Annotated in this window: 13 protein-coding genes; 12 read left to right on the top strand and 1 reads right to left on the bottom strand. The window is 74.2% G+C overall.

From position 1 onward, the window contains the following. Positions 1-162: 162 nt before the first annotated feature. Complete coding sequence (locus AB0D44_RS27035; RefSeq protein ID WP_362595565.1) at positions 163-3,162, top strand: beta-N-acetylglucosaminidase domain-containing protein; 3,000 nt, start codon at positions 163-165, stop codon at positions 3,160-3,162. Positions 3,163-3,264: 102 nt separating this feature from the next. On the opposite strand, the gene AB0D44_RS27030 is transcribed toward AB0D44_RS27035, so the two are convergent. After that, positions 3,265-3,801, bottom strand: a complete 537-nt coding sequence (locus AB0D44_RS27030) for an HNH endonuclease (protein WP_362595563.1) — start codon at positions 3,799-3,801, stop codon at positions 3,265-3,267. 285 nt (positions 3,802-4,086) lie between these two features. Here AB0D44_RS27030 and AB0D44_RS27025 point away from each other — a divergent pair, with 285 nt between their 5' ends. From AB0D44_RS27025 to AB0D44_RS26975, 11 genes are all read left to right on the top strand, one after another. Next, the gene (locus tag AB0D44_RS27025) at positions 4,087-5,175 is read left to right on the top strand and encodes a mechanosensitive ion channel family protein (RefSeq protein WP_362595561.1); all 1,089 of its coding nucleotides are present in this window, start codon (positions 4,087-4,089) and stop codon (positions 5,173-5,175) included. A gap of 137 nt (positions 5,176-5,312) precedes the next feature. After that, entirely contained in the window at positions 5,313-6,530 is a 1,218-nt protein-coding gene (locus AB0D44_RS27020) for an ROK family transcriptional regulator (RefSeq protein ID WP_362595559.1), read from the top strand. Between the two features lie 190 nt (positions 6,531-6,720). Further along, entirely contained in the window at positions 6,721-8,064 is a 1,344-nt protein-coding gene (locus AB0D44_RS27015; protein ID WP_362595557.1) for an ABC transporter substrate-binding protein, read from the top strand. A gap of 6 nt (positions 8,065-8,070) precedes the next feature. Next, the gene (locus AB0D44_RS27010) at positions 8,071-9,015 is read left to right on the top strand and encodes a sugar ABC transporter permease (RefSeq protein ID WP_362595555.1); all 945 of its coding nucleotides are present in this window, start codon (positions 8,071-8,073) and stop codon (positions 9,013-9,015) included. Next, the gene (locus AB0D44_RS27005) at positions 9,012-9,854 is read left to right on the top strand and encodes a carbohydrate ABC transporter permease (protein ID WP_362595553.1); all 843 of its coding nucleotides are present in this window, start codon (positions 9,012-9,014) and stop codon (positions 9,852-9,854) included. The genes AB0D44_RS27010 and AB0D44_RS27005 overlap by 4 nt, the downstream gene beginning before the upstream one ends. Positions 9,855-9,856: 2 nt before the next feature. Then, a complete protein-coding gene (locus AB0D44_RS27000) occupies positions 9,857-11,158 on the top strand; it encodes a 6-phospho-beta-glucosidase (protein WP_362595551.1) in 1,302 nt (433 codons plus the stop codon). After that, complete coding sequence (locus tag AB0D44_RS26995; RefSeq protein ID WP_362595549.1) at positions 11,149-12,147, top strand: BadF/BadG/BcrA/BcrD ATPase family protein; 999 nt, start codon at positions 11,149-11,151, stop codon at positions 12,145-12,147. The genes AB0D44_RS27000 and AB0D44_RS26995 overlap by 10 nt, the downstream gene beginning before the upstream one ends. A 175-nt stretch (positions 12,148-12,322) precedes the next feature. After that, a complete protein-coding gene (locus AB0D44_RS26990) occupies positions 12,323-13,729 on the top strand; it encodes a hypothetical protein (protein WP_362595547.1) in 1,407 nt (468 codons plus the stop codon). 125 nt (positions 13,730-13,854) lie between these two features. Next, positions 13,855-14,808, top strand: coding sequence for a glutamate ABC transporter substrate-binding protein (locus AB0D44_RS26985; RefSeq protein ID WP_362595581.1), 954 nt, complete (start codon positions 13,855-13,857; stop codon positions 14,806-14,808). Between the two features lie 71 nt (positions 14,809-14,879). Beyond that, a complete protein-coding gene (locus tag AB0D44_RS26980) occupies positions 14,880-16,127 on the top strand; it encodes a hypothetical protein (protein WP_362595545.1) in 1,248 nt (415 codons plus the stop codon). Continuing rightward, positions 16,124-18,943 (top strand): tetratricopeptide repeat protein, encoded by a 2,820-nt coding sequence (locus tag AB0D44_RS26975; RefSeq protein ID WP_362595543.1) that lies wholly within the window; start codon positions 16,124-16,126, stop codon positions 18,941-18,943. The genes AB0D44_RS26980 and AB0D44_RS26975 overlap by 4 nt, the downstream gene beginning before the upstream one ends. The last annotated feature ends 1 nt before the right edge of the window (position 18,944 follow it).

The following is an 18,944-nucleotide window of genomic DNA, read 5'->3' as shown; positions in this document are numbered from 1 at the left end:
CCCGGGAACACCGCAGAACACCGCAGCTCTACCCACTCGGGGGCATCGCATTCCTGGCGTATCCCGGTCAGATCGCCCGCCCGCGTTGACACTCCGGCCGCACGGGTGGTGGGCTCGGGCTCATTCGTACGAGCGGGGGACGTCTCGGGACGGGGAGGCTCTGTGCAGCTCAGGGGCAGGAAGCGGGCGACGGCCGCCGCCGTCGCGGTGATCGGATCGCTGCTCGGCGGTGCCGTGGCGGCCGCGCCGCGCGGGGCCGCCACGGCGCCCTCCGTGCCCGGTGTACCGGCCGGCCCGGGCATGGATCCGGCGGCCCGGGCCGGCGCCGGGCCCGCCCTCGACCCCCGGACCGAGGCCGTGCGCGGCCCTGCCGAGGGCCCGGCCGTGTGGCCCCGGCCGCAGTCGATGGCTGCCGACCCGGCGCGCGAGGTGCCGTTGGGCGCGGAGGCCGTGCTGGTGGCCCCGTCCGACGCCGATCCGTACGCGGTCCAGGTGGTCCGGGACGCCTTGCGCGCGGCGGGCGTACGGACCCTGCACGAGCGGGCCCCCGGGGCGCCGCTGCCCGAACGCGGCACCGTCGTACGGCTCCAGGGGCCGGACGCCCAGGAGGCGCTGCGGGCGCTGGGCGCGGCCGAGGCCGGGGACCTGCCGGACGGGGGCTACCGGCTGGGCGTGGGGCGGGCCGGCGGCCGGCCCACCGCCGCGCTGGCCGGCGTCGGGGAGGACGGGCTGTTCCACGCGGCGCAGACGCTGCGCGCGCTCCTGGCCGGAAGTGGCGCGAAGGTGCCCGGCGTGCTGGTGCGGGACTGGCCCGCCGCGCCGGTGCGGGGCATCGCGGAGGCGTTCTACGGACAGCCCTGGACGCGGGAACAGCGCCTGGCGCAGCTGGACTTCATGGGCCGCACCAAGCAGAACCGGCTGCTGCTCGCGCCCGGGGACGACCCGTACCGGACGACGGCCTGGCGCCAGGAGTACCCGCGCGAGCAGCAGGAGGAGTTCCGGGCGCTGGCCGAACGGGCCCGCGCCAACCGGGTCGTCCTGGGCTGGGCGGTGACGCCCGGCCAGTCGATGTGCCTGTCCTCGGCGGCCGACCGGGCGGCGCTCGCGCGCAAGCTGGACGCGATGTGGGAGCTGGGCTTCCGGGCGTTCCAGGTGCAGTTCCAGGACGTCAGTTACACCGAGTGGGGCTGCGAGGAGGACCGGGAGCGGTTCGGCAAGGGCCCGAAGGCGGCCGCGAGGGCGCACGCCGAGGTCGCGGGCGGGCTGGCGGCGCACCTGGCCGCGCGGCATCCGGGGGCGGCCCCGCTGTCGCTGCTGCCGACGGAGTTCTACCAGGAGGGCGCCACCGCCTACCGGACGGCCCTGGCGGGCGCGTTGGACGCGCGGGTGGAGGTGGCCTGGACGGGCGTGGGCGTGGTGCCGCGCACGATCACCGGCAAGGAGCTGGCCGGGGCGCGCTCGGCGCTGGGCCATCCCCTGGTCCTCATGGACAACTACCCGGTGAACGACTGGGACCCGGGCCGGGTCTTCCTCGGGCCGTACACGGGCCGCGAACCGGCGGTCGCGGGCGGCTCGGCGGCCCTGCTGGCCAACGGCATGCCGCAGGGCACCCTGTCGCGCATCCCGCTGTTCACGGCGGCGGACTTCGCGTGGAATCCCCGCGGCTACCGGGCCGGGGAGTCCTGGGCGGCGGCGGTGCGCGAGGTGGCGGGCCCCGACCCGCGCGTGCGCGAGGCGCTCGCGGCGCTGGCCGGGAACAGTGCGGCGTCGGGTTTGAAGCAGGAGGAATCCGCGTACCTGGCGCCGCTGGTCGAGCAGTTCTGGAAGGCCCGCGCGGCGGGCGACCCGGCGGCCGGGACCGAGCTGCGCACGGCGTTCACCGTCCTGCGCGAGGCCCCCGCCCGGCTTCCGGCGCTGGCGGGCGAGGCGGGACCGTGGCTGGAGCGGCTGTCGCGCTACGGGGCGGCGGGCGAGCTGGCGGTCGACGTACTGCGGGCCCAGGCCCGCGGGGACGGATCGGCCGCCTGGCAGGCCTCCCAGGCGCTGGCGCGCGCCCGGCAGGCGCTGGCCGAGGAGAGCGCGGCACGGGTGGACCGGGCCGTCATGGAGCCCTTCCTGGCGAAGGTGGTCGAGGAGGCCGACGCCTGGACCGGGGCCGCCCGTCCGACGGGCGAGGTGACGAAGGACGCGCAGGCCTGGACGGTACGGCTGGACGCGGAGCGTCCGGTGGCCGCGGTGACGGTGATGACGGAACCGCTGCCGCCGGGGGTCCGCGGCGCGGCGGTGGAGGCCCACGTCCCGGGCGAGGGATGGCGCAAGGTCGGCGAGGCCGCGCCCTCGGGCTGGACCCAGGTGGACACGGCGGGGCTGCGCGCCGACGCGGTGCGGCTGTCCTGGGCGGGGACCGGGGCGGCGCCGGCCGTGCACCGGGTGGTCCCGTGGCCGGCGGACGGCCCCCGGGCCCGTTTCGAACTGGCGGACGGGGGGCGGGCCGAGGCCGAGATCGGCGGGGCCCCGCGGCGGGTCTCGGCGGAGCTGACCGCCGTGGGCCCCGGCGAGGTCCGCGGGCCGCTGTCGGCGCAGCCGCCGCAGGGCATCGAGGTCCGCCTGCCGGCCGCTGCGGTGGCCCCGCGCGGCGGCCGGGCGTCGATCCCGTTCGAGGTCGTGGTCGGTGCGGGCGTCGCGCCGGGCACCTACCAGGTGCCGGTGGTCTTCGGCGGGGAGTCCCGCACGCTGACGGTGCGGGCGGTGCCGCGTACCGGCGGGCCGGACCTGCTGCGCGGGGCGCGGGCGAGCTCGTCGGCGAACGAGACGGCGGACTTCCCCGCCTCGGCGGCCCTGGACGGCTCCCCGACGACCCGCTGGTCCTCACCGGCGGTGGACGGCGCCTGGTGGCAGGCCGAACTCCCGGCCCCGGCCCGCATCGGGCGGCTGGAGCTGCACTGGCAGGAGGCGTACCCCTCGGCGTACCGGGTGGAGACCTCGCCGGACGGGGCGACCTGGCACCGGGCCGCCGCCGTCCCCACGTCCCGGGGAGGCGCCGAGACCGTCCGCGTGGACGCCGGTCCGGGCACCCGCTTCGTCCGCGTCACGTGCGAGCGCCGCGCGACGCGCTACGGCTGCTCCCTCTGGTCGGCGGAGGCCTACGCGGTCACGCCGTAGGCGCACGCCGCCGCTGCCGGCGCTCCGGCCCGGTCCTTCGGCCCCGCCGGCATGGGAGGCGGGGGTCCGGGGGCGGAGCCCCCGGCAGGACGGGCCGCGGGGTCAGGAGGCCGCGACCCCGATGCGCTCCAGCGCGTCCTCGGCCCCGTACGGCTGGAGGTACGGCATCCAGCGCGGATCCCGGTGCCCCGTCCCGATGATCCGCCAGGCCAGTCCGGACGGCGGAGCCGGCTGGTGGCGCAGGCGCCAGCCGAGGTCGACCAGGTGCCGGTCGGCCTTCACGTGGTTGCACCGGCGGCAGGCGGCGACGACGTTGTCCCACGCGTGCTGACCGCCCCGGCTGCGCGGGATGACGTGGTCGACGCTGGTGGCGACGGCACCGCAGTACATGCAGCGGCCGCCGTCCCGGGCGAACAGGGCGCGCCGGGTGAGCGGAACGGGCCCCCGGTAGGGGACCCGCACGAAACGCTTGAGCCGGACCACGCTGGGCGCGGGGACGACTCTGGTCGCGCTGTGCAGATAGGCGCCGGATTCCTCCAGGGAGACCGCTTTGTTCTCCAGGACGAGGACGAGCGCGCGGCGGAGCGGTACGACGCCGAGGGGCTCGTACGACGCGTTGAGGACCAGGACGTGCGGCACGGACTGCCTCCTTGTACGTCGGCGGCGCGTGGCTCGCGCCGGGACGATCTGCTCTCCAGTCTCTCCTTATGGCTGGTCGAAGCGCCACCACGCGCCCGTAACGGGTCCGAGGTGTTTTCAACCACACCCACGTCATCCCCAGGTGAGCCTGGTCTCTCCCTCGAACACTGCGTCGGGGTGAAGGTAATGCCCCGTTAGTGTGGTTGGTCTGTCCGCATATCCGCCCCGGGACTCCGTCCGGGGGACCCCCGGCGGGCAGACCGCTACATCTGGAGGTTTTCCGCCGTGCCCTGGCCTGCCACCCTGCTGCCCCTGGCATCCAACACCCCGGACGCGTCCACGACCCTCAAGGAGACGCACGAGAGCGTCACCGAGGCCGCGAGCTTCATCGAGGAGAACTGGACCACCTGGCTGAGCATCGGCCTGCGCATCCTTCTGATCTGCGTCATCGCGGCGGCCCTGCGGTCGGTGGTCCGCAAGGCGTTGACCAAGCTGATAAACCGGATGAACACCAGCGCCGAGGCGGTGGAGGGCACCGCGCTCGGCGGGCTGCTGGTCAACGCCGAGCGGCGCCGCCAGCGTTCGGAGGCGATCGGCTCCGTCCTGCGGTCGGTGGCCTCGTTCCTGATCCTCGGAACGGCAGCGCTGATGGTGCTGGCCGCGCTGAAGATCGACCTGGCGCCGCTGCTGGCGAGTGCCGGTGTGGCCGGTGTGGCGATCGGTTTCGGCGCCCGGAACCTGGTGACGGACTTCCTGTCCGGCGTGTTCATGATCATGGAGGACCAGTACGGCGTCGGGGACAAGATCGACGCCGGGGTGGCCTCGGGCGAGGTGATCGAGGTCGGCCTGCGGGTGACCAAGCTGCGCGGGGACAACGGCGAGATCTGGTACGTCCGCAACGGCGAGATCAAGCGGATCGGCAACCTGAGCCAGGGCTGGGCCACCGCGACCGTGGACGTCCAGGTCAAGCCGTCGGAGAGCCTGCCCCGGATCCGCGAGGTGGTCCAGGAGGTCGCCGACACCGTGGCGAAGGAGTCCCCGTGGGACGAGCGCCTGTGGGGCCCGGTGGAGGTGCTGGGTCTGGACGAGGTGCTGCTCGCCTCGATGACGGTGAAGGTGTCGGCGAAGACGATGCCCGGCAAGCAGTTCGCCGTGGAGCGCGAGCTGCGCTGGCGGATCAAGGAGGCCTTCGACGCCGCGGGCATCCGGATCATCGGCGGCCTGCCGGCGGGCGAGGACGAGGAGGAGGCCGCGGACCCCGCCGCCGCGGTCGCCGCACCGTCCGCGCTGTCGAACCCGGCCTCCCCGCAGTCCCTGGCCACCGCGCCGATCCCGCCGCCGGCCTCCCCCGGCGGCCCCCGCATCACCAAGTAGCCGCCTTCGCGCCCCATGCCGCTGCCCCGCAGGTTCGTGCCGTGCCACAGCCTGCGGGGCAGCGGCATTGACACGGCCGGAACCTCAATAGGAAACTTACCTAACAGTCACCTCGGTCAGAAGAGAGAGTCAGCATCATGCCCGCCGCCACGCCCGGAACACCCAGCCTGCTGCGCGCCATGAACGACCGGGCCGCGCTCGAGCTGCTGCTGACGCACGGACCGCTGTCGCGGACCCGGATCGGACATCTGACGGGGCTGTCCAAGCCCACCGCCTCCCAGCTCCTGGCCCGGCTGGAAGCCGCCGGGCTCGTCGTGGCCACCGGCACCGACGGCGGCCGTCCCGGCCCGAACGCCCAGCTCTACGAGGTCAACCCGCGGGCCGCGTACGTCGGCGGCCTCGACGTCACCCCGGGCCGCGTACTGGCCGCGGTCGCCGACCTCACCGGAACGGTGACCGGCACCCACGAGGTCCCGTACTCCCCGGGCAAGGACGCCGTCGAGCAGGTCACCGAAGCCCTCGGCGGAGCCGTCAAGGACGCCGGCCTGCACCGCTCCGACCTGCACCGGGTCGTGATCGCCACGCCGGGCGCCTTCGACCCGCAGACCGGCCGGCTGCGCTACGCCAGCCACCTCCCCGGCTGGCACTCCCCCACGCTCCTCGAAGAACTGGCCGCGGCCCTGCCGATGCCCGTCGAGTACGAGAACGACGTCAACCTCGCCGCCGTCGCCGAACAGCGCCTGGGCGCGGCACGCGGCCACCAGGACTTCGTCCTGCTGTGGAACGAGGAGGGCCTGGGCGCCGCCCTGGTGCTCGGCGGGCGGCTGCACCGCGGCTGGACCGGCGGGGCGGGCGAGGTGGGCTTCCTGCCCGTACCGGGGCACCCGCTGGTGCGGCAGGTCGCCCGGGCCAACACCGGCGGCTACCAGGAGCTGGCCGGAACCCAGGTGCTGCCCGGTCTCGCCGCGGAGCTGGGCGTCGAGGCCGCCCCGTCGACGGCGCCCGAGCACGTGCACAGCGAGGAGGTGGCCGCCGCCGTGGCCCTGCTGGGGCGGGCCGCGGCCGCGCCCGAGGGGGCGAACCTGCGCTTCCTCCAGTCGTACGCCACCCTGCTGGCCACCGGTCTCGCCTCACTGGTCGCCGTGCTGGACCCGGAGATCGTGGTGCTCTCCGGGGCCGTGATCGCGGCGGGCGGCGACCCGCTGCGCGGCCTGCTGGAGTCCGAGCTCGCCGAACTGGCCCCGTCCCGGCCCCGGCTGGTCTCCGGCGGGGTACCGGAGCGCCCGGTGCTGCGCGGCGCGCTGGAGAGCGCGCTGGCGACCACCCGCGAAGAGGTCTTCGACACCACCCGCTGAACCGCCCTCCGCCGCCCCCTCGCACCACCGGACCGCACCACCGGACCGCACCACCGGACCGCACCACCGGACCACCGCTCCCCGCCGCGCCCCGCGCACCTGGCCCTGCCCCCCACGGCCGTTCCATTCCACCGTTCGCCCCTTCTGCACACCTCCGAGGAAGTCCCCCCGCGCAGAGAGTGACATCGCCATGCCCGGAACCTCCCGCCCGACCACCGCAGCCGCGACCGCCGCCGCCCTCACGGCCATATCCCTGCTCGCCACCGCGTGTACCGGCTCCGCCCAGAGCGCGGCGGGCGACGACCCCACCAAGGACGTCACCATCGCCTTCTGGCACGGCTGGTCCGCGCCGGGCGAGGTCAAGGCCATCGAGGACAACATCAGGCGGTTCGAGGCGGCGCACCCGAACATCAAGGTCAAGGTCACCGGCAACATGACCGACGACAAGATCAACCAGTCGCTGCGGGCGGGCGGCGACAAGGCCCCGGACGTGGTGTCCTCCTTCACCACCGACAGCGTGGGCACGTTCTGCAACTCGGGCGCCTTCGCCGACCTGAACCCCTTCCTGGAGAAGTCGAAGGTCGACAAGGCGAAGGTCTTCCCGCAGCCCCTGCTGAACTACACCTCGTTCGAGGGCAACCAGTGCACGCTGCCCCTGCTCAACGACGCCTACGGGCTGGTCTACAACAAGGACGCCTTCGCGGCCGCCGGCATCACGGCTCCGCCCCGGACCTGGACCGAGTTCGTCGAGGCCGCGCAGAAGCTCACCAAGAGCAAGGGCGACTCGTACGAGCAGGTCGGCATCATGCCCACCTTCCACGGCTACGAGACCACCCCGATGCGGCTGGCCGCGCAGTGGGACGCGACCTACTTCACCCCCGAGGGCAAGTCCAACCTGGCCAAGGACCCGGCCTTCGCGAAGATGCTGACCGCGCAGAAGGACCTGGTGGAGAAGCTCGGCGGGTACGAGAAGCTGGAGAGGTTCCGGGCCTCCTTCGGTGACGAATGGGGCGCCGAGCACCCCTTCCACAAGGGCCAGGTCGCCATGCAGATCGACGGCGAGTGGCGGGCGAACATGGCCGGGGAAGCGGGCGTGCCCTTTGCCATCGGCACCGCACCGCTGCCCGTCCCCGACGACCGGCTCGCCGACTACGGCAAGGGCTACGTCTCCGGCACGATCCTGGGCATCGCCGCGGGCAGCAGGAAGCAGAACGCCTCCTGGGAGCTGGTGAAGTACATGACCACCGACACCGGGGCGGTGGTCGCCTTCGCCAACGCCATCCACAACGTGCCCTCCACCCTCGAGGCGCTGGCCTCGCCGGACCTGCAGGTGGACGAGAACTTCAAGACCTTCCTCGACATCGCGCGGCACCCGAAGTCGACCACCACCCCGCCGCAGGCGGACGGCGGCACCTACCAGCTGACCTTCACCGACCTGGCCTACCGGCACGAGAAGGGCGCGGTCGGCGACCTGTCCGCCGCCCTCGCCGCGACGGACGCGCAGATCGACACGGACATCGCGAAGGCGAAGTAACCGCCGATGACCACGCACACGCTGCGCACGAAACGCAGGAGGGCGGCGCTGCGCACGGCGTTGTTCCTGTCGCCCTGGCTGATCGGGTTCGCCGTCTTCTTCGCCTACCCGCTCCTGTCCACCGTGTACTTCTCCTTCATGCGGTACGACGGCTTCCGGCCGCCCGTCTTCAACGGCCCGGACAACTGGACGTACGTGTTCACGCAGTACCCGCTGTTCTGGCCGGCGATGCGGAACACGCTGTGGCTGGTCGGGGTGGTGGTGGCCTGCCGGGTCGTCTTCGGGCTGGGCATCGGCATGCTCATCACGAAGGTCGAGACGGGGACCGGGATCTTCCGCACCCTCTTCTACCTGCCCTACCTGGCCCCGCCGGTCGCCGCCACCCTGTCGTTCGTGTTCCTGCTGAACCCCGGGACCGGCCCGGTCAACACCCTGCTGGACGGAGTGGGCCTGCCGCAGCCCGGCTGGTTCACCGACGCCGACTGGTCCAAGCCCGCACTGACCCTGCTCGCGGTGTGGGGCGTCGGCGACCTGATGGTGATCTTCATGGCCGCGCTGCTCGACGTACCGAAGGAGCAGTACGAGGCGGCCGAGCTGGACGGCGCCGGGGCATGGCAGCGGTTTCGCCACATCACCCTGCCGAACATCTCGCCGATCATCCTGTTCGCCGTGGTGACCGGCGTGATCCAGGCGATGCAGTACTACACCCAGCCGCTGGTCGCCGGGAAGGTGGCGGCCGGGGTGATCGGCGGCTCCGGACAGCAGTTCGAGCCGGGCTACCCCGACAAGTCCACGCTCACCCTCCCCCAGATCGTCTACCACACCGGCTTCCAGCGCTTCGACTACGGCACCGCCTGCGTGCTCGCCCTCGTCCTGTTCACCCTCTGCATGGCCTTCACGGCCCTGTTGATGCGCCGCCGCGGCGGCCTGATCGGAGGTGGGCCCCGATGACGCCCGCGCACCGGCGCACGGCCCTGCTCCAGTGGATCGCCGTGCACTCGCTCGCGATCGCCGCCGCGCTGTTCTTCGTCCTGCCCTTCGTCTTCGTCTTCCTGACCTCGCTGATGACCGATCAGCAGGCGCTCACCCGCGACCTGGTGCCCGGCACCTGGGTCTGGGAGAACTACGCGAGGGTGTGGAACACCCCGGGCTTCCTGACCTGGTGGCGCAACACCCTGCTGTACGCGGGACTCGGCACGCTGCTGACCGTGGCGTCCTCGATCCCGGTGGCGTACGCGCTCGCCACGTTCCGCTTCCGCGGACAGCGGCTGGCGATGCTGCTGGTCATCGCCATGATGATGCTGCCGCCCCAGGTCGTGATCATCCCGATGTACCTCTTCTGGGCCCGGCAGCTGGACCTCTCCGGCACCCTGTGGCCGCTGATCATCCCGCTGGCCTTCGGCGACGCCTTCTCCATCTTCCTGCTCCGGCAGTTCCTGCTGACCATCCCCGACGAGTACCTGGACGCGGCCCGGGTCGACGGCTGCGGGGAGCTGCGCGCGCTGCTGCGGGTCGTCCTGCCGATGGCGAAGCCGGGCATAGCCGCGGTCGCCCTGTTCTCGTTCTTCGCCCTGTGGAACGACTACTTCGGCCCGCAGATCTACGCCTCCGACAACCCGGGCGCCTGGACCCTCAGTTACGGGCTGGAGTCCTTCAAGGGAGCGCACCACACCGACTGGAACCTGACCATGGCCGCGACCGTGATGGTCATGGCCCCGGTGATCGTCCTCTTCTTCTTCGCCCAGAAGGCGTTCGTCGAGGGCGTCACCCTGACCGGAGTGAAAGGCTAGGCATGAAACTCGCAGTGGTGGGTGGCGGTTCCACCTACACCCCCGAGCTGATCGACGGCTTCGCGCGGCTGCGCGACACCCTGCCCGTCAGCGAGCTGGTGCTGATCGACCCCGCCGCCGAACGGCTCGAGCTGGTCGGCGGCCTGGCCCGGCGCATCTTCGCCCGGCAGGGCCACCCGGGGCTGATCACCACCACCTCCGACCTCGACGCCGGGGTGGAGGGCGCCGACGCCGTCCTGCTCCAGCTGCGCGTCGGCGGCCAGGCCGCCCGGCTCCGGGACGAGACCTGGCCGCTGGAGTGCGGCTGCGTCGGGCAGGAGACCACGGGCGCCGGCGGGCTCGCCAAGGCGCTGCGCACCGTCCCGGTCGTCCTCGACATCGCCGAGCGGGTCCGCCGGGCCAGCCCCGACGCCTGGATCATCGACTTCACCAACCCGGTCGGCATCGTCACCCGGGCCCTGCTGCGGGCCGGTCACAAGGCCGTCGGCCTGTGCAACGTCGCGATCGGCTTCCAGCGGAAGTTCGCGGCCCTGCTGGACCTGGCACCCGCCGACATCCACCTGGACCACGTGGGGCTCAACCACCTCACCTGGGAGCTGGGGGTGCGCCGGGGCGGCCCCGACGGCGAGGACCTGCTGCCGCGGCTGCTCGCCGAGCACGGGGAGGCCGTCGCGCAGGACATCCGCCTGCCGCGGGCGGTACTGGACCGGCTGGGCGTCGTACCGTCGTATTACCTGCGCTACTTCTACGCGCACGACGAGGCCGTGCGCGAGCTGGCGGTCAAGCCCTCGCGGGCGGCGGAGGTCGCCGCGATGGAGCGCGAACTGCTCGCGCTGTACGGGGACCCCGCGCTGGCCGAGAAGCCCGCGCTGCTGGCCGAGCGCGGCGGGGCCTTCTACTCGGAGGCGGCCGTGGACCTGGCGGCCTCGCTCCTGGGCGGCGGGAGCGGTGGCGGGGGCGGGAGCGGCGGGGGCGGCGGCGGCCCGGCCGTCCAGGTGGTCAACACCCTCAACAACGGCACCCTGCCCTTCCTGCCGGACGACGCGGTCGTCGAGGTACAGGCACGCGTCGACGGCGCGGGCCCGCGGCCGCTGGCGGTGCCCGCGCTGGACCCGCTGTACGCCGGGCTCGTCTCGCACGTGACGGCGTACGAGGACCTCGCGCTGGACGCGGCGCTGCGCGGCGGCCGCGAGCGCGTCTTCCGTGCGCTGCTGGCGCACCCGCTGGTCGGGCAGATCGACCGTGCCGAGGGGCTGACGGACCGGCTCCTCGCGCACAACAAGGAGCACTTGGCATGGGCGTGACCCGGCCGGGGCCCGCGGCGGTGCTGGCCGTCGACGCCGGGAACAGCAAGACGGACGTGGCCCTCGTCGGCCCGGACGGCTCGGTGCTGTGCTCCGGTCAGGCCGGGGGCTTCCAGCCGTTCCGCACGGGGGTGGCCGAGGCCGTCGACGTCCTGGCCGAGGCGCTGGCCGACGCGGGGCTGGACCCCCGCTCGCCGGACGGGCCGTGCGCCGAGCACGTGTCGGCCTGTCTGGCCAACGCCGATTTCCCGGTGGAGGAGCGGGTGCTGGCGGCCGAGATCCGGGGCCGGAACTGGGGCCGTTCCACGGCGGTGCACAACGACACCTTCGCGCTGCTGCGCGCCGGACTGCCCGCGGGCAGCGAGCCGCGCGGCGTCGCGGTGGTGTGCGGGGCCGGCATCAACTGCGTCGGGATGACCCCGGACGGGCGGACGGCGCGCTTCCCCGCGGTCGGCCGGATCTCCGGCGACTGGGGCGGCGGGGGCGGACTGGCCGAGGAGGCCCTGTGGTGGGCGGCCCGGGCCGAGGACGGGCGGGGCGAGCCGACCGAGCTGGCCCGGGCCCTGCCGGCGCACTTCGGTGAGGACTCCGTGTACGCGCTGGTCGAGTCGCTGCACCTGGGCCGGATCCCGGCCGAGCGGCGGCACGAGGTGGCGCCGCTGCTGTTCGCGGTGGCCGCCGCCGGGGACCCGGTGGCCGTGTCGCTGGTGCACCGCCAGGCGGACGAGGTCGTGGCCATGGCCGTGGTGGCCCTGACCCGCCTGGAGCTGCTCGGCCGGGAGGCCCCGGTGGTCCTGGGCGGCAGTGTGCTGGCCGCCCGGCATCCGCAGCTGGCCGACCGGATCGCGGCGGGCCTCGCCGAGCGGGCGCCCTACGCCCGGGTGTCGGTGGTCACGGCTCCCCCGGTCCTGGGGGCCGGACTGCTGGGGCTGGATGCGCTCGGGACCCCGGAGGCCGCCCACGGAAAACTCCGTGCCCATTTCGGGTGAACCGGCCCCCGGGGGCCGCCGGCCTGGAACCGTGGCGGTGGTACGGACGTATTGACGTTGAAGGGCCGTCGGGGGCGGCCCCGGGTCACGTCACCCGAGATCCGGCACCGGGTGGTGTGGCCGGCCGTCGATGCGGCCATACTGCTGCGGAGCAAGGACCAAGGGGGAGGTCACGGTGGCCGTCACATCACGCGCGCCCGCGCCCGGGGGCGGCTCCGTGCTGCCCGCCGGGGCGCCGGCGGCGCCGCCCGGTGCACCGCCGGGGCGCAGAACCGCCTGGGCCGAGGGCGTGGAGGAGCTGCGCCGAGCGGCGACCACCGAGCCCGGCCGGCTGCGGATCATCGGCGCCGCCCTGGCCGCCCTGATCGTGCTGTTCGGCGCGGTGGGGCTCTGGGAGGTCTCCGGCCGGAGCAGCGCCGCCGAGGACGTCGTGGGCCGCAGCCAGCCGCTGAGCGCGGACGCGGCGAGCATCTACCGCTCCCTCGCGGACGCCGACACGGCCTCCTCCAGCGGCTTCCTGCTGGGTGCCAAGGAGGAGCGCGAGGTCCGCCTGCGGTACGAGAAGGACATCGCCAACGCTTCCCGGCTGCTGGTCAGCGCGGCCGCCAACACCGGCGGCAACCAGGACTCCCGCGCCCAGATCACCCTGCTGAGCGAGCAGCTGCCGCGGTACACCGGGCTCATCGAGCAGGCCCGGGCCGCAAACCGGCAGGGCCTGCCGCTGGGCGGCGCCTACCTCCGCTATGCGAACGAGCAGATGACCACCCAGCTGCTGCCCGCCGCGCAGCGGCTCTACGAGGCGGAGACGGGCCGGCTCTACGCGGACTACGACGACTCCCGGTCCTGGCCGCTGGCCTCGCTCGCCGCAGGCCTGGTGGCGCTGGCCGCCCTGGTATGGGCGCAGCGCCGCAACTACCGGCGTACGAACCGGGTCTTCAACCACGGACTGCTGGCGGCGACGGCCGCGTCCGTGGTGGTGCTGCTGTGGCTGGCCGTGGGGCACACGGTGGCGCGGGCGTCGCTGAGCGAGGCCCGCACGCAGGGCCAGGAGTCCCTGAAGGTGCTCAACGACGCGCGGATCGCCTCCCTGCAGGCCCGGGCCGGCGAGAACCTGACGCTGATCGCGCGCGGCGCCGTCCTGGCCGCGGACACCAAGTCCGACAAGTACGACGTGGACTTCACGACCAACATGAAGGAACTGGACGCCGGGCTGGCGACCGCGCTGCGGCTGGCGGACGACGAGGCCGGCCGGGCGCCCGTGGTCCGTGCCGCGGACGGCGTGCACCTGTGGAAGCAGCGGCACGCGGCGGCCCGGGAGGCGGACTTGAAGGGCGACTACGAGACCGCACTGGCCCAGGTCGTCGGGGACAAGGACCACAAGGACAGCAGCGGGGCCGCGTTCGACACGGTGGACGCCTCCCTGGAGCAGGCGGTGGCCCACGAGCAGCGGGAGTTCACCCGGGCGGCCCGGGACGGGCTGGGCGCGCTGGGCGGCCTGCTGACCGGGACGGCGGTGCTCGTCGTGGCCGGCGCGGCGGCGGCGCTGCTCGGCATCGGGCGCAGGCTTTCGGAGTACAGGTGAGAGCGATGCGGACACGAGCGATGCGGGCTTCCGAGGGCTGCGAAGGCGGCGGGAACCACCCGGGCGCGCCGTCCGGGCCGCGGCGGCCGGCCGGCCGGCTGCGCGGCTGGGGCGGGGTGAGCGCGATGGCCGTGGCGTGCGCGGTGACCGCCGCGACCGTGCTGCTGCCGCTGGCCCGGGCCACTCCGGACGGCGGGGGTGCGGCGCCGGCCGGCCGGCCCGCGGCCATGGCGGCGGCCCCGGCCGCCCCCGGCGGGCCCGCCGACACCTGCCAGGACCCGGAGGCGAGCCTGCGCCCGTCCGGTCTGGACGGGCCGGCGATCGCGCGGATCAAGGCGGCGGGCAAGCTCGTCGCGGGCGTGGACCAGAACAGCTTCCGCTGGGGCTACCGCAACCAGGCCGAGGAGGGCAGCCGGCTCGACGGCTTCGACATCGACCTGGTGAAGGCGATAGCCCAGGACATCCTGGGCGATCCGAACGCGGTCATCTACCGGGCCATCCCGACCAGCCAGCGCATCCCGGCACTCCAGGAGGGCCGCGTCGACATCGTCGTGCGGACCATGACCATCAACTGCAAGCGGCTGGAGGAGGTCGCCTTCTCGACGGCCTACTTCGAGGCCGGGCAGCAGGTGCTGGCCCCCAAGGGCTCGCCGATCACCGGGTACGACACCTCGCTGAAGGACAAGCGGATCTGCTTCGCCGCGGGCTCCACGGCCGAGGCCACCCTGAGGGCCCAGTCGTACGGCTCCGTGCCGGTCACCGTGCCCAACCAGCTGGACTGCCTGGTCCGCCTGCAGCTGGGCGAGGTGGACGGCATCGTCACGGACAACGCCCTCGCGGCCGGGCAGGCGGCGCAGGACCCGTCGGTGCGGCTGGTCGGCTCGCCGTTCACCCGCGAGTTCTACGGCGTGGCGATGAACAAGGACGCCTCCGACCTGGTGCGCCGGGTCAACAAGGTGCTGGAGGAGTACCGTTCGGGCGGCAATGACAGCCCGTGGATGAAGTCGTACCTCAAGCACCTGCAACCCGTACTGCCCGGCGTGACGGCGCCGCCCGCACCCAAGTACCGGGACGGCTGAGGCCGGTGGCGGGCACGGAGTCGGACACGGAAGCGGAGGCACAGTCGTTGGAGTCGTGGTCGTCGGCAGTGATGGACCGGGACGGAGTCGACCGCGCCCTGGCCCGGCTGGTCGCGGAGCACGAGGCCGTCGAGACCTCGCTGCTGGCCCTCCAGGACCACGCCGGGCGCCGGCTGCTGGAGGGTGCCTCGCTGACGGGGGTCACCAAGGAGCGGTGGGCGGCCGCCAACGCGGACATCACCCGGCTGTGGACGTACTTCGACGCCTACAGCGGGGCGCTGGCCGCCGCCCGGGAGATCCGCGAGCGGCGGCGCTGGCCGAACCGCGACGACCTGGTCGAGCTGACCGAGCGGCTGCGCGGGCCCGGGGTGCTGATCGCGGGCGCCGCGGTGGAGGGCGCCGGGCTGGCGGAGCGGTTCTCGCTCGCCGAACTGGTGTCCCGGATGAACGCGCTGTACGCGCGCTCCCTGGACGTGGTGGTCGCCGCCGACGCGGTGTGGTCGGCACTGCCTGCCCGGATCGACCTGCTCGCCGCCGAGCTGCACCGCACCCGCTCCCTGGCGCACTCGGTGGGGGTGCGTCCGGGCGAGCACCCTTCGGGCGACGACCTGGAGGCCATCACCGCCGAGCTGGCGGCGCTGCGGGCGGAGGTCATCTCGGATCCGCTGGCGTTCTGGGTTCCGGCCGCCGGGAGTTCGGTGCCGGGCGGCGGGCGTCCGGACACCGGGCGCTACGACCGCGCCGCGCTCGCGCTGGAGGACGTACGCCGCGAGGTCGAGGCCGTGCTGGATGTGCGGCAGGACGCCGAGCAGCGGCTGATCAGCCTGCGGGACGTGCTCTCGCGGGCCGACCGGACCCTGGCGGAGGCGCGGACGGCGCGCGGCGAGGTACTGGCGAAGATCGCCGCGTCGGAGGTGCCCGCGGTGAGCGGTCCGCCGACCGTGCTGCAGGAGCAGCTCGCGGCGGCGGCCGAGCACCGCCGGCACTCCCGCTGGCACCGGCTGTCCCCGCTGCTGGAGTCCCTGGAGGAACGCGCCGAGGAGGAACTGCGCCGGGCCCGGGAATCGTTGACCGCGGTGACGGCCCCCCTCGCAGTGCGGGCCGAGCTGCGCGGGCGGCTGGACGCCTACAAGGCGAAGGTGGCCCGGCACGGGCTGGCGGAGGATCCGCTGCTGATCGAGCGGTACGACACGGCCCGGCGGATGCTGTGGAGCGCGCCCTGCGACCTGCGGGCTGCCGAGCAGGCCGTCCTGCGCTACCAGCAGGCCACGGCGGAGGCGGTGCGGGGCACCGGGGTTCCCGGAAAGGAGGGCGCATGAGCCTGATCGGAACGGCGTGCGTGCGGCCCGGCTGCCCGGGGGCGTACGAGGACATGGGCGGCGGCGAGGTCTACTGCGACACCTGCGGGCTGGCGCCCGTCGGCGCGGTCGCGGCGGGTGCGCAGGAGCTGGTGTCGCCGCCGACGGGGATGACGAGCGCGGCTCGCGGCGCGGGGCGGGGCTCCGGCGGGTCGGCCGGGTCGGCCGGGTCCCGGGGGTCGATGGGCTCGCAGGGGTCGCACGGCTCGGCGCGGTCCTCCGCCTCGGCGCGGTCCTCCCGCTCCTCCTCGTCCCGGCGCTCCGTGTCCGGGCGGCTCTCGCGCTCCCTGTCGGGACCCGCCTCCACCCGTTCGGTGTCGGTGCGCAGTTCGGGCTCGGCGCCCTCGGCCTCGGGGCGCGGCCGGCTCGGGGCCGGGCTGGTCAACGTCCCGGAGGTGCCGCGTCCGGATCCGTCGGCGGCGGTCCTGGAGAACCCGGAGGTGCCCGAGCGCAAGCGGTTCTGCTCGCGCGCCGACTGCGGGGCGCCGGTCGGGCGGGCCCGCGGTGACCGGCCCGGCCGAACGGAAGGGTTCTGCACCAAGTGCGGGCACCCGTACTCCTTCGTGCCCAAGCTGCGCGCGGGCGAGGTGGTGCACCGCCAGTACGAGGTGGCCGGCTGTCTGGCGCACGGCGGGCTCGGCTGGGTGTACCTGGCGGTGGACCGGGCGGTGTCGGACCGGTGGGTGGTGCTCAAGGGCCTGCTCGACACCGGGGACGAGGACGCGATGGCCGCCGCGATATCGGAGCGGCGCTTCCTCGCGGAGATCGAGCACTCCAACATCGTGCGGATCTACAACTTCGTGGAGCACCTGGACCAGCGGACGGGCTCGCTGGACGGGTACATCGTCATGGAGTACGTGGGCGGAAAATCGCTGAAGGAGATCGCCAACGAGCGGCGCCGGCCGGACGGGCGGCGCGATCCGCTGCCGGTGGAGCAGGCCTGCGCGTACGGCATCGAGGCGCTGGAAGCGCTCGGTCACCTGCACAGCAGAGGCCTCCTGTACTGCGACTTCAAGGTCGACAACGCGATCCAGCAGCAGGACCAGCTGAAGCTGATCGACATGGGCGCGGTACGGCGGATGGACGACGAGGAGTCGGCCATCTACGGCACGGTGGGCTACCAGGCCCCGGAGGTCGCCGAGCTGGGCCCGTCGGTCGCCTCCGACCTCTACACGGTGGCGCGCACCCTGGCCGTGCTGACCTTCGACTTCCAGGGCTACACCAACGTGTTCGCGGACGCGCTGCCCGACCCCGAGCACATCGAGGTCTTCCGGCGCTACGAGTCCTTCTACCGGCTGCTCGTCAGGGCCACCGATCCGGACCCCGGGCGGCGGTTCGCCTCCGCGCAGGAGATGGCGGACCAGCTGACGGGCGTGCTGCGGGAGGTCGTGGCCCTGCAGACAGGACGGCCGCGGCCGCAGCTGTCCACGTTGTTCGGCCCGGAGACCCGGGTCCCGGACACCCAGCTCTTCGCGGACACGGCGGACCCGGTGGTGTCCCGTCTGGGTCTGCGGCCGCCCGCCCCGCGGCGGGGCCCGTTCGCCGTGCGCGGTCCCGGGCGCCGGGCCGCGCCGGCCGCCACCGCCGCCGCGACGGCCCCCGCCGTGCTCGGCTCGCCGGGTCCCTCGGCGCAGGTGTCCGGCGACGGAAGCCCACCGGGCAGCGCCCCGCTGCCCGCGGGCGCGGCCGAGATCGGGGCCAGTGCCACGCACGTGGCCGGGGCCCCGGTGCCGGGACCGCGGCACGCGCCCGTGGCCCCGCCGGTGCTGTCGACGCCGTCGGTGCCGTCGGTGCCGTCCGCTGCCGCCGGAAGCACGGGAGGCGCCCCCGCACCGGTGTCCGCGTCCGTATCCCCCGCGGGAGCGGCCCGGCGCGGCACGGCGCTGGCGCTGCCCGTACCGCTGGTGGACCCGGCCGACCCCAACGCCGGTTTCCTGACCGGTCTGCTGGCCTCCGCACCCGCCGACCTCCTGGGCGCCCTCGGCGCGGCGCCCGCCGATTCGGCCGAGCTGCGGCTGCGGGAGCTGCGGGCCCGGCTGGAGCTGGACGAACTGGCCGCGGCCGGCCGCACCCTGAGGGAGCTGGAGGCGCACCATCCGGACGACTGGCGGGTGGTGTGGGCCCGCGGCGTGGCTTCGCTGGCCTCCGGGGAGGACGAGATCGCGGCCCTGTCCTTCGACGCGATCTACGACGCCTTCCCGGGCGAGCCCGCGCCGAAGCTGGCCCTGGCGCTGTGCGCCGAGGTCCTGGGCCAACTCGACAACGCCGCGGAGTACTACCGCCTCGTCTGGACCACCGACCCCGGGTTCGTCAGCGCCGCCTTCGGGCTGGCCCGGGTCCAGCTCGCCGCCGGTGACCGGGCCGGCGCCGTGCACACGCTGGAGTCGGTGCCCGAGGCCTCCATCCACTACACGGCCGCACGGGTGGCCGCCGTACGCGCACGTCTGCGCGACCGGTCCCCGCAGGAGCCCCTGCTGGCCGACCTGGCGGCGGCCGCCGGGCAGGTGGAGGAGCTGCGGCGGTTCGGGCTGGATCCGGAGTGCCACGAGCGGCTCACGACGGAAGTTCTGGGCTCGGCCCTCGACTGGGTACTGTCGGGTAGCCGGGGTTCCGTTCCCGGCGGCACCTCGCTGCTCGGCAGTCAACTCGACGAACGGGGACTGCGCTTCGGACTGGAGCGCTCGTACCGCGTGCTCGCTCGGCTGGCGCAGCGGGGCGAGGAGAGGATCGAACTGGTGGAGCGGGCAAACCGTTTCCGTCCCCGGACGTGGGTGTGAT

It is taken from the genome of Streptomyces sp. NPDC048349, assembly GCF_040651925.1.
Lineage (GTDB): Bacteria > Actinomycetota > Actinomycetes > Streptomycetales > Streptomycetaceae > Streptomyces.
This window is presented reverse-complemented; position numbering and strand designations above follow the sequence as displayed.